19 protein-coding genes are annotated in these 22,328 nt (G+C 69.8%); 5 read left to right on the forward strand and 14 right to left on the reverse strand.

Features of this window, described 5'->3' with window-relative positions; translation table 11 throughout:
- Positions 1 to 98: 98 nt before the first annotated feature.
- On the reverse strand, positions 99 to 1,277 hold the full coding sequence (locus tag VHA73_07405; protein HVX17843.1) for a sterol desaturase family protein: 1,179 nt from the start codon (positions 1,275 to 1,277) through the stop codon (positions 99 to 101).
- 89 nt (positions 1,278 to 1,366) lie between these two features.
- On the opposite strand from VHA73_07405, the gene VHA73_07410 reads away from it, so the two are divergent.
- Positions 1,367 to 1,792 (forward strand): DUF3237 domain-containing protein, encoded by a 426-nt coding sequence (locus tag VHA73_07410; GenBank protein HVX17844.1) that lies wholly within the window; start codon positions 1,367 to 1,369, stop codon positions 1,790 to 1,792.
- Position 1,793: 1 nt separating this feature from the next.
- On the opposite strand, the gene VHA73_07415 is transcribed toward VHA73_07410, so the two are convergent.
- The 5 genes from VHA73_07415 to VHA73_07435 all read right to left on the reverse strand — a co-directional run bounded on the left by VHA73_07415 (position 1,794) and on the right by VHA73_07435 (position 8,002).
- Positions 1,794 to 2,645, reverse strand: a complete 852-nt coding sequence (locus tag VHA73_07415) for a metal-dependent hydrolase (protein ID HVX17845.1) — start codon at positions 2,643 to 2,645, stop codon at positions 1,794 to 1,796.
- Positions 2,646 to 2,731: 86 nt separating this feature from the next.
- The gene (locus VHA73_07420) at positions 2,732 to 4,654 is read right to left on the reverse strand and encodes a hypothetical protein (protein ID HVX17846.1); all 1,923 of its coding nucleotides are present in this window, start codon (positions 4,652 to 4,654) and stop codon (positions 2,732 to 2,734) included.
- The gene (locus tag VHA73_07425; GenBank protein ID HVX17847.1) at positions 4,651 to 5,136 is read right to left on the reverse strand and encodes a TadE/TadG family type IV pilus assembly protein; all 486 of its coding nucleotides are present in this window, start codon (positions 5,134 to 5,136) and stop codon (positions 4,651 to 4,653) included. The genes VHA73_07420 and VHA73_07425 overlap by 4 nt, the downstream gene beginning before the upstream one ends.
- Positions 5,137 to 5,305: 169 nt before the next feature.
- A complete protein-coding gene (malQ, locus tag VHA73_07430) occupies positions 5,306 to 7,444 on the reverse strand; it encodes a 4-alpha-glucanotransferase (GenBank protein ID HVX17848.1) in 2,139 nt (712 codons plus the stop codon).
- A gap of 27 nt (positions 7,445 to 7,471) precedes the next feature.
- Positions 7,472 to 8,002, reverse strand: a complete 531-nt coding sequence (locus tag VHA73_07435) for a DUF3105 domain-containing protein (GenBank protein HVX17849.1) — start codon at positions 8,000 to 8,002, stop codon at positions 7,472 to 7,474.
- A 91-nt stretch (positions 8,003 to 8,093) separates the two neighbouring features.
- Here VHA73_07435 and VHA73_07440 point away from each other — a divergent pair, with 91 nt between their 5' ends.
- The 3 genes from VHA73_07440 (at position 8,094) to VHA73_07450 (ending at position 12,455) form a co-directional block, all read left to right on the forward strand.
- Positions 8,094 to 8,690: a response regulator gene (locus tag VHA73_07440; protein HVX17850.1), complete on the forward strand. Its 597-nt coding sequence runs from the start codon at positions 8,094 to 8,096 to the stop codon at positions 8,688 to 8,690.
- Positions 8,691 to 8,783: 93 nt separating this feature from the next.
- Positions 8,784 to 11,486, forward strand: a complete 2,703-nt coding sequence (gene polA / locus VHA73_07445; GenBank protein HVX17851.1) for a DNA polymerase I — start codon at positions 8,784 to 8,786, stop codon at positions 11,484 to 11,486.
- Between the two features lie 171 nt (positions 11,487 to 11,657).
- On the forward strand, positions 11,658 to 12,455 hold the full coding sequence (locus tag VHA73_07450; GenBank protein ID HVX17852.1) for a methyltransferase domain-containing protein: 798 nt from the start codon (positions 11,658 to 11,660) through the stop codon (positions 12,453 to 12,455).
- 221 nt (positions 12,456 to 12,676) lie between these two features.
- On the opposite strand, the gene VHA73_07455 is transcribed toward VHA73_07450, so the two are convergent.
- Positions 12,677 to 12,931 carry a phytanoyl-CoA dioxygenase family protein gene (locus VHA73_07455; GenBank protein ID HVX17853.1) on the reverse strand — a complete coding sequence of 85 codons (255 nt, stop codon included), beginning with the start codon at positions 12,929 to 12,931 and terminating at the stop codon, positions 12,677 to 12,679.
- A 157-nt stretch (positions 12,932 to 13,088) separates the two neighbouring features.
- Here VHA73_07455 and rpsA point away from each other — a divergent pair, with 157 nt between their 5' ends.
- Complete coding sequence (rpsA, locus tag VHA73_07460; protein HVX17854.1) at positions 13,089 to 14,507, forward strand: 30S ribosomal protein S1; 1,419 nt, start codon at positions 13,089 to 13,091, stop codon at positions 14,505 to 14,507.
- Between the two features lie 70 nt (positions 14,508 to 14,577).
- Here rpsA and VHA73_07465 read toward each other — a convergent pair whose 3' ends face one another.
- From VHA73_07465 to VHA73_07495, 7 genes are all read right to left on the reverse strand, one after another.
- Positions 14,578 to 15,930, reverse strand: coding sequence for a hypothetical protein (locus VHA73_07465; GenBank protein ID HVX17855.1), 1,353 nt, complete (start codon positions 15,928 to 15,930; stop codon positions 14,578 to 14,580).
- A 253-nt stretch (positions 15,931 to 16,183) separates the two neighbouring features.
- The gene (locus tag VHA73_07470; GenBank protein ID HVX17856.1) at positions 16,184 to 16,372 is read right to left on the reverse strand and encodes a Flp family type IVb pilin; all 189 of its coding nucleotides are present in this window, start codon (positions 16,370 to 16,372) and stop codon (positions 16,184 to 16,186) included.
- Positions 16,373 to 16,540: 168 nt separating this feature from the next.
- Positions 16,541 to 17,185 (reverse strand): response regulator transcription factor, encoded by a 645-nt coding sequence (locus tag VHA73_07475; protein HVX17857.1) that lies wholly within the window; start codon positions 17,183 to 17,185, stop codon positions 16,541 to 16,543.
- A gap of 44 nt (positions 17,186 to 17,229) precedes the next feature.
- Entirely contained in the window at positions 17,230 to 18,888 is a 1,659-nt protein-coding gene (locus tag VHA73_07480; protein HVX17858.1) for a histidine kinase, read from the reverse strand.
- Positions 18,889 to 18,893: 5 nt separating this feature from the next.
- Positions 18,894 to 19,829: a type II secretion system F family protein gene (locus VHA73_07485; GenBank protein ID HVX17859.1), complete on the reverse strand. Its 936-nt coding sequence runs from the start codon at positions 19,827 to 19,829 to the stop codon at positions 18,894 to 18,896.
- A gap of 10 nt (positions 19,830 to 19,839) precedes the next feature.
- Positions 19,840 to 20,805, reverse strand: a complete 966-nt coding sequence (locus VHA73_07490) for a type II secretion system F family protein (protein ID HVX17860.1) — start codon at positions 20,803 to 20,805, stop codon at positions 19,840 to 19,842.
- On the reverse strand, positions 20,802 to 22,322 hold the full coding sequence (locus tag VHA73_07495; protein ID HVX17861.1) for a CpaF family protein: 1,521 nt from the start codon (positions 22,320 to 22,322) through the stop codon (positions 20,802 to 20,804). Before VHA73_07495 ends, VHA73_07490 begins: the two co-directional genes overlap by 4 nt.
- Positions 22,323 to 22,328: the final 6 nt, after the last annotated feature.

The following is a 22,328-nucleotide window of genomic DNA, read 5'->3' on the forward strand; positions in this document are numbered from 1 at the left end:
AAGACGTCAGATGGCGTGCACCACCAACCCGCTTCGGCGCGTGGAATGCGACCGTGGCGGTGGGATTTGACGCGCGAAAGGGTGGGTGTGGCGGGGGGTCAGCGGCGGGCGTAGGCCCAACCGGGGCCGCGCAACACGTAGGACAGGCGGTCGTGCCAGGTGGTCGAGCGGCTGACGTCGCGCACGATGTCGGCGTACTCGTGGGTGGCGATGCGCAAGGGGTTGAACGTGTTGATGTTCTTCGTGAGGCCGTAGATGACCGGGTCGTCGGCACGCTCGCGCTGGAAGGTGCCGAACAGGCGGTCCCAGATGATCAAGATCCCGCCGTGGTTGCGGTCGATGTAGCGGCTGTTGGAGCCGTGGTGCACCCGGTGGTGCGACGGCGAGTTGAGCGCTTCCTCGGCGGGACCGATCTTGCGGATCGCGTCGGTGTGCACCCAGTACTGGTACAGCAAGTTCACCCCGCGGGCCTGTTCCACGAGGCGGGGGCGGACGCCGAGGCGGCACATCAGGCCCTGGGGCACGAACACGCCGAGCACGTCGGCGACGGGCTGGCGCAGTGCCGTGGACAGGTTGTAACGCTCGCTCGAGTGGTGCACCACGTGGATCGCCCACAGCGCCCGCACTTCGTGCATGAGGCGGTGGTTCCAGTAGTAGATGAGATCCCAGCCGATGATGGCGACCGCCCACGCGGCCACACCCTCGCCGAGGTCGCGTCCGCCGTTGCGCTTCCACATCGCAGCGGGGCGGTTGTGCACCGCCGCACCGGTCGACGCGGCGAGCGCCCCCGCGGCGATCGTGACCGGGCCACCGACTCGGGCCAACTTGCGAGCCCAGGCTGCGACGCGGCGACGTCGGGCGGCGCGCGGGCCCGGCGCGGACTCGGTTGGCACCAGCGCAGCGAGCGTCGGCGGCGCGTCGCTGTGGGTCGCCGTCAGGCCAGCAGCTGAGGTGGGCTCGACACGTGCGTGATCGGCGGCACGCCGGTCGAGCGTGGCCAGGCGATCGGCCACGGTGGTGATGACGGCCGCGCCCACGGCGGTGCGCACCAACACCTTCGGGAAGCGACCGCTGCCCGGTGCGACGAGTCGCACCAACGCGCCCGCGGCGAACGGCGCGACGAGGCTCGCGGTGCCCATCGTGAGGCTCGCGATGGTGTCGGACCGCTCGTAGTCCGACGGCTGGGCGCCTTCGCGGCGCGCCCGACGTGCCAGCACGCGGCGTTCTACGGCCATCGAGCCGAAGTAGAACGGTGTGGCGGCAACCGTCAGATCCATCGTCACCCCCGTCCACGTGGCCGGCCGCTGGCGCCATTGTGGCGCGGACCGCTTTGGTCGGGCACATCTACGCCACCGAGGAGGGCCTCATGCCCCTGCAACTCGTCCCGCTCTGTGAGATCGACATCACGCTCGGCACGCCGATCGTGATCGGCGAGGGTCCGGCCGGGATGCGGATGGTGCTGGAGGTCGGCTCGGCGACGATGACCGGCGACCGGATCTCGGGCCACCACCACGGCTCGGCGTCCGCCGACTGGGTGACCGTGATCGACGGCGTGGGGGCGGTCGACGTGCGCGCCACGCTCGAGACCGATGACGGCGCGCTGGTGCTGGTGCAGTACCGAGGCCGCACCAACCTCGCCAGCGGCGAGGCGTCCGCCCCGATCTACGTGGCGCCGACGTTCGAGACGGGCGCGGAGCAGTACCGGTGGCTCAACCTGGTGCAGGCAGTGGGCGTCGGCCACCTCGACGGCACGGCGCTCCACTACGAGTGGTTCGAGGTGCGCGAACCCTGAGTCAGGCGGCTGTGCCCAGCAGCTTGGTGGTCAGGCGGCCGCCGTCGCCGAACAGTTGCTCGCGCCACTCGGCGAGCAGCTCGGTGTTGTCGCGATCGCTGGGGTGGAAGCCGGGCACCGAGTAGGCGAGCAGCCCTCGCAGGACCCGCATGCTGATGAACGGCGATCGGCCGACGGATCGCAGGCTCGCCCACCAGCGCCGGCGGTCGCGGCGCGCCGGGTCACGCCGCACCGAGATCGTCGTCCAGGCCACGACCGCCGGGATGAACGCGGCGGTGACCACTTGCATGGTGACGATGCGCATCGCCTCGGTGCCGCCGAGGGCCTTGTAGACGTCGAACGCCACGGACTTGTGCTCGGACTCCTCGACGGCGTGCCACAGGAACAGCGAGCGCACCTCGTCGTCATCGAACAGCGCGCGTGCGTCGGGGTCGCTCAGCAGCACCTCGGCCAGCAGCGCCGTGTAGTGCTCGAAGGCCGAGGTCACGGCCAGCTGCACCTTCTTCGGAAGGTGCTCGGTTGCGCGCTGCGCATCCTGCTCGAGCAGCCGGTCGATGGTGTCGGTGGGGTAGCCGAGCTGGGCGAGCCGCTCGTTGAACTCGCGGTGGTGGTTGCCGTGGGTGGCTTCCTGGCCGATGAACCCGGCGACCTGGCGCTTCAGGTCGGGATCGGTGATCTCGTCGCGCACGTTGCGCACCGAGCGGACGAAGAAGTCCTCCCCGGCGGGGAACAGCGCGGACAGCACCGCGATGATGTGGCCCCAGAGCAGGTTCTCGTCCGCCATGTAGTGCCGAGGGAGATCGGCCGGGATCTCGAATGCGATCCGCCGTGCCTTGACCGTCGTGTCGCCCAACGCGCTGCTCCTGTCCGGGGGATGCGGTGCTGTTACCGATGGTAACACGCGGCGCGGTGCGGAGGAAGGATCAGCGGAGATGAGCCTCAGTGGTACAGCACCGGCGTCGACGGTTGGCAGTCCATCTTCAGCGGCCACACGGTGGCGCCCGCGAGGTTCATGCCGAGCAGCTGCGCCAACGGCGTGACCACGTACTGGTCGACGAGGCCGAGAGCCTGGTTGACCAGCGGCATGATGGCCCCTTGGAGCAGGCTGAAGGTGATCGGGAGGCTGGCGTTCAACAAGGTCACGCTTCCGCCTTGCAACTGCAGAAGGTTCTTGAGACCGAGCGGGCTCGAGCCGAACGAGCCGCTTCCCGGGCTGAACGACGTGTACTGGTTCGGTCCAGGGCCGAGCGCATTGAACGTGAGCGGACTCGAAGTGCCGTTGGCTTTCGCTCCGGCTGTGAAGTCGACGCCCGCGAGCACCCCGGAGCCAAGCGTGATGTCGAAGTGGATCGGCGCGTTCACGGTGGCGGCGCTCAGCTCCGATGGTGTGAGCACCAACCGCTTGTTCGTGCAGTCGATGTGCTGGGTCACGGTGGCTTTCGCGCCCGTGACCGTGATGGGCACCGAGCCGTTGATGCCGATGGTCAATGACTTGAGCACCGGACCGAGCAGGCAGCCGAGCACCTGGAACAGCCCACCGAGCAGCGTCGCCAAGAGACTCTGCTCGGCCGGCGGGATGTTGCAGGCGTTCACCGAGTTCGCGCTCGAGAGGTTGAGGTTCGGTGTGACCGTGAGCTGGAGCTGCTTGGTGGTGACCGACGCGCCTTCGTTCGGGCCGCCGATGCGAGGCGCCTCGGTGACGGTGAGCCCGACTCCGACGCTGGTGAGGCCGGGAATGCTCAGGCCGGTGTTCGGCACGTTGATGAAGTGGTCGCTGTCGGCGAGGAACACGCTGCTGAGCAGGAGCTGCCCGAGGTTGAGGGAGACGTCGGCGGCCGGCACACTGCCGCCGGCATCGACGCCGAGGATGTCGCCGAGACGGATCTTCGGCGCGGTGGGGGCGAGCGACAGCAGCCCGTTGAGCGCCGTCAGGGCTGCGCTGTCCCCGCTGCCGGCCTGGACCGCGCCGATCGATGCGACGACGAGGTCGTGCATCGACACCATCGTGTCGAGGAGTTGGTCGGGGGAACCGACGGTGACGGGCAAGTAGGTCTGCAGCGCGCCGACGGTGACGCTCGTCCTGACGACGCCGGAGTAGCTGAGGGCGGCGGCGCCCGGCAGGACCTGGTTGAGCAACTGGCCGAGCACCTTGTCGGTGTTGGGGTCGAGGCTCGCCAGGAAGGAACCCACCCTGAACCACGCTTGCGCTGGGCCCTGCGCCGTCACCGCCGATCGCGACGTGGCGCGTGACGCGGTCGAGAAGAAGTACTTGACGGTGTCCTGCGCCGTCACCCGGACGGCGGTGGGCGGGTCGGACGGACCTCCGGGGTAGCTGCTCGACGGGATGAAGCAGGTCGTGCCGTCGGCGCTGGTCGTACTGGTGTCGCAGTACTGGTTCGGTGCCGCACCGATGTGGCCAACGGAGATCGTGACCACCGGGCCCTTCGGATACGTCGCCCCCGGCGGGAAGTCGTCTCGGTCATAGCACCAGATCGAGTCGTTCGGCGACGCGGTCTGCGGCGGCGCGGCGCGCTGGCATTGGAATGTGGGCGACGTCAGCCCGTTGCGCTGCGCGCTTGCCTGGGCGGCGGCGATCCAGTTCGCGTCGGTGACGAGCTGGGCGGACTTCGTGTTGGGTGTGATGTACCGCAACATGTCGAGCGCCATGTCGTCCGCCGTCTTTTGCAGGTCGCGTCGCTTGGCCGACAACGTGCCGATGTCGATGGTGAGCGACGTGGCGACAATCAGCACGACCATCGAGAACGCCGCCATCAACAACACGGCGCCGCCTTCGCGCCGCGTCCGCTCGGTGGGAAACCGGGAGCGGATCCCGGAGCCCGCACGCACGATCGCGCGCTTCATGGGTTCATCTGCACGACGGCCGTCGAGTGGATGTGCCTTGGCAGCACGTTGTCCAACAGCGGCAGCGACGGGAGGATCGGGTGGCTCGCGTAGTCGTACGTCACCGTGACGGTGGCGCACTTGGCGCTGGCGTTGCCTTGGCACGCCGCGACCGAGATGTTGCAGGTCATGCCCGATGACGTGCAGGTCTTGCTCCAGCCGCTGATCGGCCGGTTGGCGGCGAGAAGGGCCGTCGAGGTCACCAGCGCAGTCGAAGCGTTGCCCGACACCGGTGCGACCGCACGGGCACCCTCCGCGGCGGACTGGGTGACGGCTTGCTTGAAGCTGAGGATGACGCCGAAGTACAGGATCCCGAACAGGATCAACAGGAGCGGGCCGACCACGATGGCGAACTCGACGAGGCTGGCTCCTCGCTCGCCCTCGTCGCGGTGGGCCGCACGGAGCCGGGCCCAACGACTTGCTGGTCGCGACCTTCGGCGCACCGCTTGCTCCTCTCGACAGCCCCGATCCGGCGCAGGTACGCCGGTACGAGTTCCTCGTCGGAGCGAATCGACGCGTGTTGAGCCGTTGCGGGCGATTTCGCGTGGATCGAATCCTCGTGCTGTGAGCAGTTGGCGACCTGCCAGGTGGTCAAGTGCTCACAGCTGGGTCCTATCGCAGGGTGGGGTCCGCACCGTCGCGGTCGGGACGGTCGGCGTCGGGACGGTTGGCGTCGGGACGGTTGGCGTCGGGACGGCGGGGGCGCGCGGCACGCAGGGTGGCGGCGCAACGCTGCATCAGCGGATGTGCCGCGAGGTCCTCCAGCGGTACCGGGAGCGGGAGCGACCAGTTCGCGCGTTGGGTGGCCACGGTGCCCGGCAGGTTGGGACGCGCCGTCGCGCCCAGCGCGTCATCGAGGCTCAGCGCGACGAGCGCGGCGGGCGACCCGGCCAACGCTCGCACGATGTCGCCGATCACCTCAGCGGTCGGTGGCTCACCGGTCACCTTGGGTGCGGGCGACGCCCCGGTGCGGTGTTGTGCGGCGGTCGACCCGGAGGTTGACGGGCCCGGCGGGACCGGTTCGCCGGCGGTCGACCCGGAGGTTGACGGGCCCGGCGGGACCGGTTCGCCGGCGGGCGACCCGGAGGTTGACGGGCCCGGCTGGACCGGTTCCCCGGATGGCACTTCGGTCGTGCGGTCCGAGGCAGCGGCGACGAGGAGGCGACGTCGCATGGCGGCTGCCGCGGCTTCATCCAGGGGCACGCCAGCGGCGAGCACGTCGGCGGCGTCTGCACCGCTGAGCAGCCCGGCGACCGTGGGCAAGTCGTGGGTGCTGACCGATGCCATGCACGACTCGGGGTACTCGGCGGGCAGGCCGTCCTCGAACCACACCAGGCGGGTTCCCAGCACACCTCGATCCGCGAGCAGCTCGCGCACACCAGGCTCGACGGTGCCGAGGTCCTCGCCCACCAGCAAGGTGGCGGTGCGGGCGGCTTCGAGCAGCACGACGTCGAGCAGCTCGGTGCCGGGGAAGCGGACATAGCCGCCCGCGTCCGGTGTCGCCTCCGGCGGCACCCAGAACAAGCGGAACAGCCCCATCACGTGGTCGATCCTGAGGGCAGCGGCCCGTGCGCACACCGCCCGCACCACCTCGACGAGCGGCCGGTAGTGGGCGGCGCGCAGCGCCCACGGGATGAACGGCGCGACACCCCAGTCCTGACCGAGCGGCCCGAGCGCGTCGGGCGGAGCACCGATGCGCACCCCCTCGGCCAGCACGTGCTGCCAGCGCCAGCTGTCAGCACCGCCGGGGTCGACGCCGACGGGGAGGTCGGCCATCACCTGCAGCTCGGCCGTGGCGGCCGCGAGCTGCCGGTCGAGCAGCCATTGCACCCACGTCCAGAACTCCACGCGGTCGGCCGTGGCGGGCTCGGTGACGGCCGTGGTCGCGCCGGGCCCGGTTGGGTCGCGCAGCGGAGTCGGCCACCGGCGCCAATCGTGTCCGTGCGCCTCGGTCAAGGCGCGGTGGCGGGCATAGTCGACCAGGCCGTCACCTTCGGCCTCGCGCCACCGCCGGAACGCGGGGTCGGTCCGGGCCGCGCTCCGGTGGAGCATCCACAGCTGCTCCAGCGCGGCTCGCTTCAGCGACCAGATGCGGTCGCGGTCGATGACCGGTCCGCTGGTGAGGGCGCGGCCGGCGGCGGCGAGACGCGGTAGGTCAGGGAGTTGGTGCGCGCCCGGGATGTCCTCGATGCGGAGCCAGAGCGGGTGGAGCCAACGGCGGCTCGACGGGAAGTAGGGCGACGCTTCGCAGACCGGCTCGGTGCGTGCGTCGAACACGGGGTTGACGAGCGTGAGCGACGCACCCGACGCGCGAGCGAACCGGCCGAACGCGGCGAGGTCGCCCAAGTCGCCGATGCCCCAGCTGTGGCTCGAGCGCAGCGCGTAGAGCTGGGCCGACCACAGCCACGCGCGCAGGTCGGGCGGCAGCGTGGCACGAGACGGGTGGACCGCCAAGGTGGTGGTGGGCCCGCCGTCGGGCCGGCGCAGCTGGTGCCAGCCGATCGGGAGGTCGGGCGGGAGTGAGGCGACGCTGCCGAGTTCGGTGCCGTCCTCGAGCAGCAGTTCGCGCCGGCCGGGGAGCCGCCGTGTGTCACCGGCGACGACGAACTCCAGGGGTGGGCCGGTGGGTGGCTGGTCGCCGTCGGATCCCATCGCGGCGCGCAGCGCAGATCGGCTGGCCGTCCCGAGCGGTCGCCATGTTCCTGCGACGTCGGTGTAGCCGTCGTCGATCCCCCACACATCGGTCGCCATCGCCTGTCTCCGGGTGGCTTGCTGGCGTCAGCCGTTCGGGTGGTCGGGCCCGCGGTTGGCGTGTTCGGACACGAACCGGTGGGCGGCGCGGACGTCGACCGAGCTGCAGGTCTGCTTGTACAGCCACGAGGTCAGCACCACCCGACCGTCGCGGAGGTCGGGGTTCGGCGCAACAACCACTTTGGTGCCGGCGAGCGAACGCACCGTGGTGAGCGAACGATCCGAGAGCGCCCGGTACTGCACCAGGACGTTGCCGCCTTCGAGGAGCCCGACCTGGACGGGTTTGGGGATCGCGCTCGTCTGGACCCCGTGGATCGGCGGCGACGGCTGATGGGGCCCCGACGTCGGTGGATCTGTGAGATAGGTGGGGGTCGGCGCGTTCGGCAGCACGTGTTGGATCGAGCGCGGATCGAGCACTTCGCGCTGCACCGGACCGCATGCAGCGGTGGCGTCCGCACCCCCACCCTTGGCGCCGCACCCGGCGGTCGCGACGAGGCACAGTCCGGCGAACGAAGCGGCCGCGAGCACGCCGCTGATCCGCCGTCGTCCAGTCGCCATGCGCACAGTGTCGCAGGGGGGCGCTGCCTAGACTGCGCGAAGCAGCAACGTCGCCGCGTCCCAGGGGAGACCCCGGGAGAAAGGGGCAAGGGTGCCCACCCGAGTCGTCATCGCCGAGGACGAAGCCATCATCCGGCTCGACCTCAAGGAGACCCTCGAGGAAGAGGGCTACGAGGTGGTCGGCGAGACGGGTCGAGGCGACGAAGCGGTGCAGCTCGTGCGGGATCTGAGTCCCGACATCGCGATCCTCGACATCAAGATGCCCGGCCTCGACGGATTGTCGGCCGCTCGGGAGATCGCCGGCGAGCGCCGCGCCGCGGTGCTGATCCTCACGGCATTCAGCCAGCGCGACCTGATCGAACGAGCCCGCGACGCGGGCGCGCTCGCGTACCTGGTCAAGCCGTTCCAGCGCGCCGACCTGCTGCCCGCGCTCGAGGTGGCCCTCGCTCGCTTCCACGACATCAAGGCCTTGCACGATCAGGCCACGTCGCTGGAGAAGAAGCTGGAGACCCGCAAGGTGGTCGACCGGGCCAAGGGCCATCTGATGGACGAAGGCCACATGACCGAGCAGGCCGCGTTCGGCTTCATCCAGAAGACCGCGATGCGAGAGCGGCGGGCGATGATCGAGGTGGCCAACGACGTGCTCGACGGCACGATCGCGGTGCCTACCGAGTCCACGCACTCCTGAGCAGCCACCCGCCGGCCGCTGCGGTCGCCCATCCCCGACGTTCCCCGCGGATCCCGGATCCCGCTGTCGGCTCGTCGCTTTAGCATCGGTCGGGTGACGCTTCTCCTCATCGACGGCAACTCGCTCACGTACCGGGCGTTCTTCGCCCTCCCGTCCGATCTCGCCACCGCCGGCGGCCAGGTCACGAACGCGGTGTTCGGGTTCACGTCGATGCTGATCAACCTGTTGCGCGACCACACACCCGACGGGATCGTCGTGGCCTTCGACCGGCCCGAGCCCACCTTCCGCCACGAGCGGGTCGCCACGTACAAGGGCAACCGCCAAGAGACCCCCGACTTGCTGGTGCAGCAGTTCGGCCTGGTCCGCCAAGTGATCGGCGCATTGAACATCCCGACGGTGGAAGCGGCCGGGTACGAGGCCGACGACATCATCGCCACGTTGGCCACCCAGGGCCGCGACAAGGGCCGCGACGTGATCGTCGTGACCGGCGACCGCGACGCCTACCAACTGGTCGAGGACCCCCACATCAGGGTGCTGTACAACCGGCGGGGTGTGTCGGACTACGTGTTGTACGACGAGGCCGGCATCGCCGAGCGCACCGGTGTGAAGCCGGCCGACTACGTGCAGTACGCCGCCTTGCGGGGCGACACGTCCGACAACCTGCCCGGCGTGCCCGGGGTGGGGGAGAAGACCGCCGCCAAGCTGATCAACTCCTACGGCGGCCTCGACGGCATCTTCGAGCACCTCGACGAGCAGACGCCGAAGCTGCGCCAGAATCTCGCCGACCACGAAGCGCAGGCCCGGGTCAACGCCGAGCTGATGGTGCTGTTGCGCGACGTGCCGCTCGACATCGGGCCCGATGACCTCACGTGGTCGCCCGACTTCGACGTCGAGGAAGTCCGGCGGCTGTTCGACTTCCTCGAGTTCCGCACGTTGTACGAACGGCTGGCCGAGGCCGTCGACACCGACTTGGGCGCGGCGCCTGGCGGGCTCGAGGTGATCGAAGCCGAGCTCACCCGATGGGACGACGCCGCGGCCGCAGTCGCGGGCCTCGACGCGCTGGCGGCCCGGGGCGGGTCGTCGGGCGATGAGCTCGCACCGGTGGCGGTCGCCGCGGCCTGGGAGGGTGCGCCCGTCCGTACCGCCCTCGAAGGGATCGCGCTGGTGACCGATCCCGTCGGCGCGGACGTGGCCTGGCTCCCCGCGGAGCTGCTGGGCGACGGCGGCGTCCGCCAGGCACTGGGCGCAGCGCTGGTCGGTCGGCGCTTCGCCGCACATGGCGCCAAGCCGCTGATGCGCGAGCTGCTGCGCGCTGGCCTGGCGGCTGACGGCCTGCACCTCGACACGCAGATCGCCGCCTACCTCGTCGATCCGGCCGAGGCACGTTACGTGCTGGAGGAGCTGCTCGGGCGCTACGCGCGCCTCGAGCTGCCGGCCGGCGACACCCCGCCTGAGGGCCAGCTCGATCTCGACGGCGGCACGGGCGTCGACGTGGCCCAGGTGACCGCGCGCCAGGCCCTGGCCGTCGACCGCCTGGTCGAGCCGATCAACGAGGTGCTCGTCCGCGACGGCCTCGACACCCTGAACCGTGAGATCGAGGTGCCGTTGGTGGGTGTGCTGGCGCGCATGGAGGACATTGGCGTGGGCGTCGACGCGGGCGAGCTCCGGCGCCTCAACGAGTACCTGATCGAGGAGACCCGCGCGCTCACTGCGGCAGTGCACGCCGCCGCCGGTCACGAGTTCAACGTGAACTCCACCCCGCAGTTGCGGGAGATCCTGTTCGACCAGCTCGGCCTCACCCCCACGAAGAAGACCAAGACCGGTTATTCCACCGATGCAGCCAGCCTCGAGAAGCTGGTGGGCGAGCACCCGATCGTCGAGCACCTCTTGCGCTACCGCGAAGTCGAGAAGCTGCGGTCGACGTACGGCGAAGGGCTGCTCGCCGAAGTCGACCCGGCGGACGGGCGCATCCACGCGACGTTCAACCAGACCGTGGCCCGCACCGGCCGCCTGTCGTCCGACGCGCCGAACCTGCACAACATCCCGGTGCGGTCGGAGGAAGGGCGGGCGTTCCGCAAGGCGTTCGTGCCGGCCGAGGGTCGTGAGCTGCTGGTGGCCGACTACAACCAGATCGAGCTGCGCTGCATCGCCCACCTCGCCGAGGATCCGGGGCTGATCGCTGCGTTCGAGGCGGGCGACGACATCCACAACGCCACCGCGTCGCGCGTGTTCGGCGTCGACCCGTCCGAGGTCACCATCGAGCAGCGGTCGAAAGCGAAGATGGTGTCGTACGGCCTCGCGTACGGCATGGAGTCCTACGGGCTGAGCCAGCGGCTCGGCATCCCGGTGGAGGAGGCCTCGGAGATCCTGAACGCCTACTTCTCCGCGTTCCCGGCGGTGAAGGCCTACATGGAGCAGACGGTCAAGGAAGCCCGCGAGCGCGGCTACACCGAGACGTTGTTCGGTCGCCGCCGGCCGATCCCCGAGCTGTTGAGCGACAACTACCGCATCCGCCAGGCCGGCGAGCGCCAAGCCATGAACGCCGGCATCCAAGGACTCGCCGCCGACATCTTCAAAGTGGCACTGGTGCGCCTCGACGACGAGCTCACTGCGGGTGGCTTCGCGAGTCGCCTCACGTTGCAGGTGCACGACGAGGTCCTCCTCGAGGTCGTCCTCGACGAGCACGACACGATGGTCAGCCTGGTCGAGCGCGTCCTGTGCGGCGCCGCCGACCTGCGCGTCCCCCTCGAGGTGAACCTCGCCTTCGGCGCCAACTGGGCCGACGCCAAGTCCTGAGCGCCACGCGCGGAACGGGTGGGGTGCCGCCGCAACGATCCTTCTGCGCGTGGGAGGTGACCGCCGGGGTGGGATTTCACGCGCGGGACGGGTGGGTGCGAACGGGTGGGTGCGAACAGGTGGGATGGAATGGGTGGGTCGAGGGTGGGGTGGGCGCGCGAGGGTGGGGGTGTGACCGATCGCGACCACTGGTTCGAGGACGTGGCCGACCACCTCGGGGCCGCCTACCTCCGCTACTCGTTCACGAAGGGCACCGAGCAGGAAGTCGGGTTCTTGGTCGACGCGTTGGGCCTCGAGCCGGGGATGTCGGTGCTCGACGTCGGCTGCGGGCCAGGTCGCCACGCGCTGGCGTTGGCTCGCCGGGGGATCGACGTGACCGGGATCGACATCAGCCAGCGCTTCGTCGACTTGGCCAACGAAGCCGCCGAGGTCATGACGGCCGGCAATCCGCCCTCCGACGCCGACGCATCCGGTGCTGAGGCCGGTGTCGAGGCCGGCCGGGCGACGTTCGAACGACGAGACGCCCGCCACCTCGACTACGACAGCGACTTCGACGCGGCCATCTCGTTGTGCCAGGGGGCGTTCGGCCTCGCCGGAGGTCCCGCGGCGTCGAGCCTCGATCCCGACGTGAGCGTGCTGGCCGGGATCGCGCGGGCGGTGCGTCCCGGGGGCATGGTGGCCCTCAGCGCCTTCTCTGCCTACTTCCAGGTGCGCTTCCTCGAGTCGACCGACGACTTCGACGCGGCGTCGGGGGTGAACCACGAACGCACCACGATCCGCTCCGAAGAGGGCGTGGACACCGAGACCGAGTTGTGGACCACCTGCTTCACGCCTCGGGAGCTGCGCCTGCTGTGCGCTTCGGTCGGCCTCACCGTGCGCGACCTCTGGTCGGTGTCGACGGGTCGCTATGCCGAGCAGCCCGCCGACATCGATCACCCCGAGTTCCTGGTGGTGGCGAGCCGCGGGTGATCCACCAACTGGTCCTCAGGCCGGCGGCCGATGGGTCCGTCTGGAAAGCGATCATCGCGCCGGTGCCGCGTTGGGCGGCGGAAGCTGGGTTGCGAAGCGCCCAGTGATGCGGGTCTCGCCGCCGGTGTGCGCAGTGGCCACGGTCGCGCAATCGCACCCTGTGGCCTTCCGTTGTGGCCGGCGCCAAGCCCGCTCGGGCCAGGGCCGGGTCGCTCGGGCGTTCACCGATAGATGGTGTGGGTCACCATCATGCGGGGCCGGTCGGCGGTGTTGGCCGATGCGCAGTGCAGCAGCCAAGGGTGCAGGAGGACGACATCGCCGGCGCTGCCCGTCAGTTCTCGTACACGAACCCGGATGCCGTCGATCTCGGCGTCGTCGAGCATGAATCGCCGGATGCGCTCAACGGGGTCGTTCGCCTCGGCGGCGGTGAACAGCTCCGCGAACCAGCTGTGGTCTCCCAGCAGTTGCTTGACCACGGCGGAGCGCCCATTCAGGCCGGGAGCGTGGTGACGATCCGCCGGCTGGGGCCTTTCCGCCCGCCTCAGGTGGGGTGGTAGCTTGTCGGGTCCGTGCGTGCCCGTTTGGCGCGCCCACGTCCCTGTCCCCGAATCCCTGTCCGCCGAAAGAGATCCCGTGTCCGACTCGACTGCCACCGTAAACCCCGACGCCCCGACCGACGATTACGTCCCCCGCCAGATCACTGCCGACGACCTCGACGTCTCCTTCGAGGAAGCCATCGACGGCACCATGGTGAACGTCGAGGACGGCCAGATCGTCGAAGGCACGGTGGTCCGGGTCGATCGTGACGAGGTGCTGCTCGACATCGGCTTCAAGTCCGAGGGTGTGATCCCGGCCAAGGAGCTGTCGATCCGCAACGACGTCGACCCGTCGGAGATCGTCAAGCTCGGCGACGCGGTCGAGGCCCTGGTCCTCACCAAGGAAGACAAAGACGGCCGGCTGATCCTGTCGAAGAAGCGTGCGCAGTACGAGCGGGCGTGGGGCGACATCGAGAAGATCAAGGAAGACGACGGGGTGGTGCGAGGGCCCGTCATCGAGGTGGTCAAGGGCGGCCTCATCCTCGACATCGGCCTGCGAGGATTCCTGCCGGCATCGCTCGTGGAGCTGCGCCGGGTGCGCGACCTGCAGCCGTACGTCGGCCGCACACTCGAAGCCAAGATCATCGAGCTCGACAAGAACCGCAACAACGTCGTGCTCAGCCGCCGCGCGTGGCTCGAGGAGACCCAGCGCGAGCAGCGCGAGGAGTTCCTCGAGAACCTGAAGCCCGGCGAGATCCGCAACGGTGTCGTCAGTTCCGTCGTGAACTTCGGCGCGTTCGTCGACCTCGGCGGGATGGACGGGCTCATCCACGTTTCGGAGCTGTCGTGGAAGCACGTCGACCACCCCGGGTCGGTTGTGGCAGTCGGCGACGAGGTCACCGTGCAGGTGCTCGACGTCGATCTCGACCGTGAGCGCATCAGCTTGTCGCTCAAGGCCACCCAGCAGGACCCGTGGCAGGAGTTCGCCGGCAGCCACCGCGTGGGCGAGTTGGTGTACGGCCGGGTCACCAAGCTGGTGCCGTTCGGTGCCTTCGTGCAGGTGGGCGACGGTATCGAGGGGCTCGTGCACATCTCGGAGATGTCGGCGCACCACGTCGAGCTGCCCGAGCAGGTCGTCACGCCGGGCGAGGAGCTGTGGGTCAAGATCATCGACCTCGACCTCCAGCGCCGCCGCATCAGCTTGTCGATCAAGCAGGCTGCCGAAGGCGGCGTTGTGGCTGCCGAGTACCAGGAGCACTTCGGCGAGCACGCCTACGACGACGAGGGCAACTACATCGGCGGCGGCACTGACCCCGACGCCGAGCAGGCCTGGGCCGAGTACTACGCCGACCAGGGCGGCGAGGCTGGCGAAGGCGCGCCTGCCGCTGAAGCGCCGGCTGCTGACGTCGCGGAGGCGCCAGCTGCCGAGGCCGCGCCGGCCGAGTCCGAGGCGGCTCCCGAAGCGGTCGCTGAGGAGGCCCCCGCCGCCGAGCCCGAGGCACCCACCGAAGGCTGAAGCACCCCGCCGGGCGATCCCGGCGGCCAGGTCCGCTCGGCTCGACGTCTGCGCTCGTGGCGCTGGAGCGTCACCGCTTCGGGACGAACACGACCCAGTCTCTGTCGTGGTACGCCACGCGCCAGTCGTTCGACGCCTTCAACAAGTCGGTGAGCGGCGAGCTGCGCTTCCAGAGGATCGCGTCGGGGTGCCACCTCGTGATGACCTCACGCCAGCCGGGCTTCACGTTGAGCAGGATGTCGTGCTCGCGGTTCATCTCGTTGGAGTACATGTCGAAGCGGTCGTCGAAGAACACGTTGGCGTTGGTGCCGAATCGGTACTCCCAGTAGTTCCCGACGATGTCGCGAGCGATCACGCGGTGGCCGGGACCGATCAAGTCGTGCTGTTGGAGGTACGCCGTCGCCCGGACGGGGTAGGCGCTGAAGTCCCACGACGGCTGGCGCAGCGAGCTGACACCAGCCAGGACGGCGATGGCCACGAGACCGGCCGCGGCCAGGCGCAGTGTGGGCGAGCGCCGTTCGCCGGCGAGCGAGCCGAGGTCGGACAGCCCGTCGGCAAGCACGGGCACGAGGACCACGCTGGCCACGACGATGTTGCGTGCCCCGAGGAGCGCGCAGGCGACGAACGCGGCGGTCAGCAGGCCGTTTCGGTACGACGGTCGACGTGCCACGCACACGATGGCGATCACCGCGGCGACCAGGAAGGCCCGCTGGTCGGTCGCGACGAACTTCGGCGCCTGCCACTCGACCACGTTCGCCAACACCTTGGTACGACGCACGAGGTCGATGGGGAACGTGAGGGCCGACAAGCCGAGCGGGCCGACCGCCCCGAGAACGGCGCCGCCGACCGACCACGCGATGCACCGCACGGTGTGCGTGGTCGGCAGGTGGTCAGCGCGACTGCCGACGAACCAGACGGCGAGCAACACGAGGCCCAGGGGCCAGGAACCGTGGCAGTTGACGCACAGCCAGAACAGGGGAAGGAGCCAGAACGGTCGGCGGTCCTCGCGGAGGATGACCAGGGTGACGGCCAGGAAGATCAGCCCGAACATGTAGGGCCGGCTCGCCCACAAGCCGGCGCCGACCACGAGGGTGAACCCCGCGATCAGCACCCGGGGGACGAGAGTCTTGGCGTCGCGTGTGAGGCGCCAGACGAGCGCCATGAGCGCCGCGGTCAGGGCTCCGCAGAGCAGCCGGATGGCGGTGGCGCCGGCGATCTTCTCGGCGGTGGCGTACAGGATGGCGGGGATCCAGCTCTGCGCCACCCACGGTGACCCGTGCGCGGTGAACGAGTACGGGTCGGTGTGCGGGAAGTGGCCGCCGAGGATGAGGCGTCCGGTGGCGAGATGGGTGAGGAAGCTGTTGTCGCTCAGCGCGCGTGCGCCCACGAGGAAGGCGACGACCATGAAGGCGATGCCCGCCACGGCGGACAGGGGGACGCCACCGCGTGCAGGACTTCGGGTCGGGGCTGTCCCGGTGGTGTCGATGTCGTCCGCCGGTGGGCCCGAGGTGGCCGCCTTCGTGGCTGTCGAGGGGCTTGCTGATGTTGGTGCCATCTGCATGCCTCTCTCGTCGGCCGTGGCAGAGGTGACAAAAGGGATGTGGGGGAAGTGCATCGGAAAACGTGAAGAGGGGGCGGGCCGAAGCCCGCCCCCTCTCACCCACCGAGTGGGTTGATCAGCCGATGGTGCTGCCGACCGTGCTCAGGCGCTTGCTGGCATTGGTGCCGACGAGCTGCATGGCGACGATCGCCGCCACCGCGATGAGGGCCACGAGGAGCACGTACTCCACCAGCGACGCGCCACGCTCGGTCTGACCGAAGCGGGCACGCAGGAACATGGCGACGTTCTCGTACAGGTTGACCATTGGATTGCCTCCGGGGTTCGCGGCCCCCAGCAGGGAAGCCGTGTGTCTTGTCCCGTATCCATCGGTGCCCGGGCGACGACCTGAATGGGTCTGATGGCCCATTTGTCGATGGCCCCCTCAGCAGGCCCGGCCGCCCGCGTCTCGGGGGTTGCGGCGTACCCGCGCGGCTCAGGTGAGGCGCACGATGCCGCTGCGCACGGCTTGCAGCACCGCTTGGGTGCGGTCGCGGGCGTCGAGCTTGGCGTAGATCGACGCCAGGTGGTTCTTAACCGTCTTTTGGCTGATGTACAGCTGCGCGGCGATCTCGGGGGTCGAGCATCCGTCGGCCACGAGCTGCAGCACCTCAATCTCTCGGGGGCTGACCGCGCACGGGGCCTCGGGTGGCTCGGGCGCGAGCTGCTGCGCCTGCTCGAGCATCGAGGCAGCGATGGCCGGGCTGAGGTGCGTCTCGCCGCTGGCGGCCTGGCGGATGGCGCAGGCGATGTCGTCGATCGAGCAGTCCTTCACCAGATAACCCGTGGCACCGGCGCGCATGGCGTCGACCACGATCGTGTCGGCCGTGTGCATGCTCAGCACCAGGATCGGCAGCTGTGGATGCACCCGCCGGATGCGACGCGTGGCTTCCACGCCGTCGACCACGGGCATGGTCACATCCATGAGGACGACATCGGGGCTGGCGGCGTCGCAGGCGTCGACCGCCTCACGCCCGTTGCCGGCCTCGGCCACCACCTCGAAGCCCTCGGCCTGGAGCGAGCGGCGCAGGCCCTCTCGGAGCATGCGGTGATCGTCGGCCAGGAGCAGTCGAGTTCCCACGTGGTTCCATCGGCAGGCGGGCCGGCTCGTTGAGCGGCGCCCGGTCAGGTCGGGCGCAGGTGGAGGCGCAGCACTTGGCGGCCGTCGAACGCCTTCGAGACCGTGAGCTCGGCGCCGAGCGCGTCGGCCCGGTCCTGCAACGTGGCGACCTCCATTGCGTCGCCACGGCGGCGGCCTTGTTCGGCAAAGCCGTCGTGAGCGAGCTCCAGCTCGGCCGCGCGCCCGTCCGTCCACCAGCGCACGGCGATCGATGACGCGTTCCAACGTCGCTCGGCCGCGAGCACGGCTTCTTGGCCGATGCGCCACAGCTCGTGTTCGACGCGGCGAGGTAGCCGTCCGTTGGCGTCGCCCTCGAACGCCACCTTCACCTCGCCTCGCTCGGTGACCCGGGCGCAGCAGCGTGCCAGGGCGGCCCCCACGTCGATTTCGTCGCTCACGTCGCTCTTGAGGTCGAACAGTGTCTCGCGCACCTCGCTCAGCGCGGTGCGCAGGTCGCCTCGCAAGCGGGTGAGCTCTTGGCTGAGGGCCGTGTCGTCGACGCCGCGGGTGACGCGTTCGAGCTCGAAGCCGAGGTAGGCGAGCGTCTGTCCCACGCCGTCGTGCAGGTCGTGCGCGATCCGCGTGCGCTCCTCGTCGGCGCCGACGAGGCGCAGGCGGGCGAACCAGCGAGCGTTGTCGATGCCAAGCCCTGCCGGCTCACTGAGGCCCCTCGCGAGCTCGAGTGCCCGATCCGCCTTGGCAGGTTCCTCGTCGTCGAACTCGATGGCGAGCAGGCCGACCAGCTCGTTTCGGGCCAGGAGCGGCGCGTACACGCCGCATCTGGCTTGGGAGCGCAGACCCGCGGGGGGACCGGTGCCCTCGGAGCCGAGGTCCACCCTGACGGGCGCGAGGCGGTGCAGCGCCCGCGCCGGCCCGCTGCGCAGCACGGTGGAGTCGAGCACGTCGCCGTCGATGCCCTCGAAGCGCCCGACGCGCCACTCGGAGGGCTCGCCGAGCTGGTTGCGCAACATGATGGCGGCCGCGTCGTAGCGCAAGTGGTCGCGCAAGGTGCGGATGGTCTGGTCGAGCACGCCGTCGAGGTCGAGCTCGGCGGGGAGGGCTTGCGCGACACGGTGGAGCGACGAGAGCAGCACGTTGGCATCGGTGAGCTGCTGCACCCACAGCATCGCCTCGGACTTGTTCGACTCCGCGTCGCCGATCACGCGGCGGGCATAGCCGGCGACGCCGGCCACCATCACGACCTCGAGGCTCCACTGCCGCGCTGCGGTGAACGACCACGTCACGTCGAACCAGCCAGCCCAGCTCGCTGCCGAGATCACCGCCGCCACGGCGATGGCTGTGGGGATGCCTTCACGCAGACCTCTGGCGAAGCCGGCGATGGCCACCACGCCGAGGAGCGGGAACACGTACGGCGAGTCCCAGCCTCCGGTGGCGAGGACCGCTGCCACGTGGATGGCGAGCGAGCCGGCGACGGCCACCAGGTCGATCGCGCGTCCACGCCCGTGCAACGGGGCGAGGATCCGGGCGGCGTGCACGACGACCAGACCGAGGCCGACCAGCGCGAGCCGCCAGTGGTCGTTGGAGGCTGCAGGTGCAGCGATGGCGGCGGCGAACGCGAGGCACGCCAGGCGAATCGCCGTGACCGCGGCCCGGAAGCGGCTCAGGCTGTCGTCGGTTCGATCGGCGGCGGCCAGGGTGGTCACCGGCGTCAGCCGAACATGTGGGTCAGGCCGTGCCAGGCGGGCCCGAGGATCACCACGAACAGCGCCGGGAAGATGCACATGATCAGGGGGAAGATGATCTTCACGGGCAGCTTGCCGGCCTTTTCCCGTGCTCGCGACTGGCGCTTCTTGCGCATCTCGACCGCCTGGGTCTTGAGCACTTGGCCGACGGGCATGCCGAGCGCGTCTGCCTGCGTCATCGCGACGACGAAGTTGGACAGCTCCGGGACCCGGGTGCGCCGGCGCATGTTCTGCAGCGCTTCGCGCCGCGTCAGGCCGAGGCTCATCTCCTGGAGCATGCGGGCGAACTCGTGCGAGAGGGGCGAGCTGAAGTGGTCGCACACGATCGCGACGGCACCTTCGAAGCCGAGCCCGGCCTCGACGCTGATCGCCAGCAGGTCGATGGTGTCGGGGAGCTCGTCGCGCATCGACTCCTGGCGCTCGTCGGCCTTGCGGCTGACGACCACCCGTGGGTACAGCGCGCCGAGCAGGGGCAGCCCGATCACGGCGCACATGGCGATGTTGTCCTTGGCGACGCCGGTGCCGGCGAGCACGAGCCCGATCACGAGCCCGACCCCAGCGAGCAGCAGCTGGGCGGTGATGACCTCCTCGGGTCGCCACGTGCCCGCCAGCCCGGCGTACGCGAGCTGGCGTCGAACGGTGTCGCGGTAGTTCGACGGCATCACCCGCGACAGCAGCCCGACGATCGACGACCCGAGCGGGCGCAGCACCCGTTGCAGGAACGGCGTGGTCAGCAGGCGTTCGAACTCGTCGGTCGGGCCGGTGAACGGCTCCTCGTCAAGGCTCCGCAGGTAGCTCTCGAGGTCGGCGTCGACCGGCACACGGCTGTCGACCACGCCGACGGCGACGGCGGTCCCGCCCGCCGCGACCACGGCGCAACCGAGCATCAGGAGGGGATCCATTGGCAGCCTCTCAGACCTTGATCTTCGACATCTTCTGGATGAGAGCGACGCCGGCGGCGACCGACCCTGCGGCTGCGCCGAGCCAGAAGTAGCCCCAGCCCTTCAACATCGGGTTGATGTAGCCGGGCGAGGTCACTTGCACGGCGAAGAAGACGAACACGGGCAGCCCGCCGACGATCCACGCCGAGAGCCGGCCCTCGGCGGTCAGCACGCTGACCTCCCGGCGGACCTCCTCACGGGCACGCATGAACTCGGCGAGCGTGTCGAGGAGGTCGGCGAGGGCGCCGCCCACTTCCTGCTGGATGCGGATCGCCTGCACCATCCAGCGGGCGTCTTCCACGCCAACCCGTTCGGCCATGCGATCGAGCGCGTCGACGAGCGGGTCGCCGAGCTGGGTCTCCGACACGACTCGGGCGAACTCGCTGGCGAGGGGCTCGTCGGCCTCTTCGCACATGATCTGGATGCTGCGCAGGAACGTGTGGCCGGCGGCGAGCGAGGCGGCGATGAGCGACAGCGCATCGGGGAGCTGGGCCTCGAACGCCTTGCGGCGTTGGTTGACCTTGTACTCGAGGAAGCCGTGGCTGCCGAGCGGCGAGGCGGCGAGCACGAGGAGCCCCATCCACCAGTGGCTGGTGATGGCCATGACCAGCGCGCCCGCGATCACGCCGATCGAGCCGACGATGACCACGTACTCGCCGGGCTTCATCGGGATCCGTGCACGCTGGAGCTTCATGCGGAGCGAGCCCTTGGCGTCAACTTGCTGCACGATGCGCTCGGCGAAGCCGACCGTGCCCTCCACCACGGGGCTGTGGTTCTCGGTCACGTCCTGCACGTCGACGTCGCTCTCGCCGTGGGGGAGGTCGAGGACCGTGGCCAACCAGTCGTCTTGGCGCTCGGAGCGCCGGACGAGGCCGGCGGCCAGCAGCGTCAGGCCCCCGAGGACACCGACGACGGCAGCGATCAGTTGCGAGCTCATCGCAGGCGCTCCTGCTCCACCAGCGCGCGAGGTGTCGGCGGCTTGGTGCGTCGGCTCGGCACCGACGGCGGCGCCGGCACCGGTGGACGCAGGGCGCTGAGCGGCAGCTCGATGCCCTGCTCCTTGAGCTTTTCGAGGAACTTCGGGCGCAGACCGGTGGCGACGAGCTCCGCGCCGGGAGTGTCGCCGCGCCGGTTGCGATCGTGGTGCAGCGAGAACAGGTCCTGCAGCAAGATGACCTCGCCTTCGAGGCCTTGCACCTCGGTCACCGCCGTGACCACACGTCGGCCGTCGGGCATGCGGTCGACCTGCATGATGATGTCGACCGCCGATGCGATCTGCTCGCGGATGGCCCGTACGGGCAAGTCGAACCCGGCCATCAACACCATGGTCTCCAGACGCGAGATCGCGTCACGGGTGGAGTTGGCGTGGACGGTGGTCATCGAGCCCTCGTGGCCGGTGTTCATGGCCTGGAGCATGTCGAGCGCCTCCGCGCCGCGAACCTCACCCACGATGATGCGGTCGGGGCGCATGCGGAGGGCGTTGCGCACCAGGTCGCGGATGGCGACCTGGCCGCGCCCTTCCACGTTGGGTGGCCGTGCCTCGAGGTTGATCACGTGCTCCTGCTGGAGCTGGAGCTCGGCGGAGTCCTCGATGGTGAGGATCCGCTCGCTCTCGGGGATGAAGGAGGACAGCACGTTCAAGTTGGTGGTCTTGCCGGTGCCCGTACCACCCGAGACCAAGATGTTGAGCTTGCCTCGCACGCACGCCTCGAGCACCTGCACCAGGCCGAGCGTGTACGTGCCAAAGTTGATGAGGTCCTTGGCCGTGTAAGGGTCGGTGGCGAACTTCCGGATCGTGAGCACCGATCCGTGGATCGCCAGCGGCGGGATGATGGCGTTGACGCGGGAGCCGTCGGGGAGGCGAGCGTCGACCATGGGTGATCCCTCGTCGACGCGGCGGCCGACGGCCGACACGATCTTTTCGATCACTTGGCGGTACTGCGCGTCGTCGGCGAACCGCACGCCGGTGTGCTCGAGCTTGCCGCCGCGCTCGACCCAGATGTCGTTGTGGGCGTTGCACATGACTTCGGTGACGCTCTCGTCGTGCAGCAGCGCGTCGAGCGGGCCGTAGCCGAGCGTGTCGGCGAGCATCTCCTGCACGAACTTGCGCCGCTCGACGGTCGTGACCTCGACGTCTTCGCGGTCGAGGATGCGGCCCAGCTCCTCGACGAGCTCGCTCTCCACCTGTTCGGGTGACAGCGACGCCATGCGGGGGGCGAGCTCTTCGAGCACGAGGTCCCGCACTTGGCGCTTCGTGGCCTCCCACGAGGCGTCGCGGCCGGTCCGCGCGGTGCCCGGCCTGGCACCTCCGCCGGCGTCGGTCGCGGCCTTGCCCGACGTCTTCGCCGCGCCGGCCCGCAGGGTCCCCGCCGGACTCCGGTTGGAGGACCTCGTGCCCTCGGTGGGAGCCGGGCCCTCCTCCTCGATGGCGGCGAGCTTCTCAGAGAGCTTCATCGCAAT

Source organism: Acidimicrobiales bacterium (assembly GCA_035547835.1).
Taxonomy (GTDB): domain Bacteria; phylum Actinomycetota; class Acidimicrobiia; order Acidimicrobiales; family Iamiaceae; genus DASZTW01.

What these genes read in the sequence shown, in the direction of transcription:
- VHA73_07405 (HVX17843.1), bottom strand. Translation starts at nt 1,277, where the DNA reads ATGGATCTGACGGTTGCCGCCACACCGTTCTACTTCGGCTCGATGGCC.
- VHA73_07410 (HVX17844.1), top strand. Translation starts at nt 1,367, where the DNA reads ATGCCCCTGCAACTCGTCCCGCTCTGTGAGATCGACATCACGCTCGGC.
- VHA73_07420 (HVX17846.1), bottom strand. Translation starts at nt 4,654, where the DNA reads ATGAAGCGCGCGATCGTGCGTGCGGGCTCCGGGATCCGCTCCCGGTTT.
- malQ (HVX17848.1), bottom strand. Translation starts at nt 7,444, where the DNA reads ATGGCGACCGATGTGTGGGGGATCGACGACGGCTACACCGACGTCGCA.
- VHA73_07435 (HVX17849.1), bottom strand. Translation starts at nt 8,002, where the DNA reads ATGGCGACTGGACGACGGCGGATCAGCGGCGTGCTCGCGGCCGCTTCG.
- VHA73_07470 (HVX17856.1), bottom strand. Translation starts at nt 16,372, where the DNA reads ATGGTCAACCTGTACGAGAACGTCGCCATGTTCCTGCGTGCCCGCTTC.
- VHA73_07485 (HVX17859.1), bottom strand. Translation starts at nt 19,829, where the DNA reads ATGGATCCCCTCCTGATGCTCGGTTGCGCCGTGGTCGCGGCGGGCGGG.
- VHA73_07490 (HVX17860.1), bottom strand. Translation starts at nt 20,805, where the DNA reads ATGAGCTCGCAACTGATCGCTGCCGTCGTCGGTGTCCTCGGGGGCCTG.
- VHA73_07495 (HVX17861.1), bottom strand. Translation starts at nt 22,322, where the DNA reads ATGAAGCTCTCTGAGAAGCTCGCCGCCATCGAGGAGGAGGGCCCGGCT.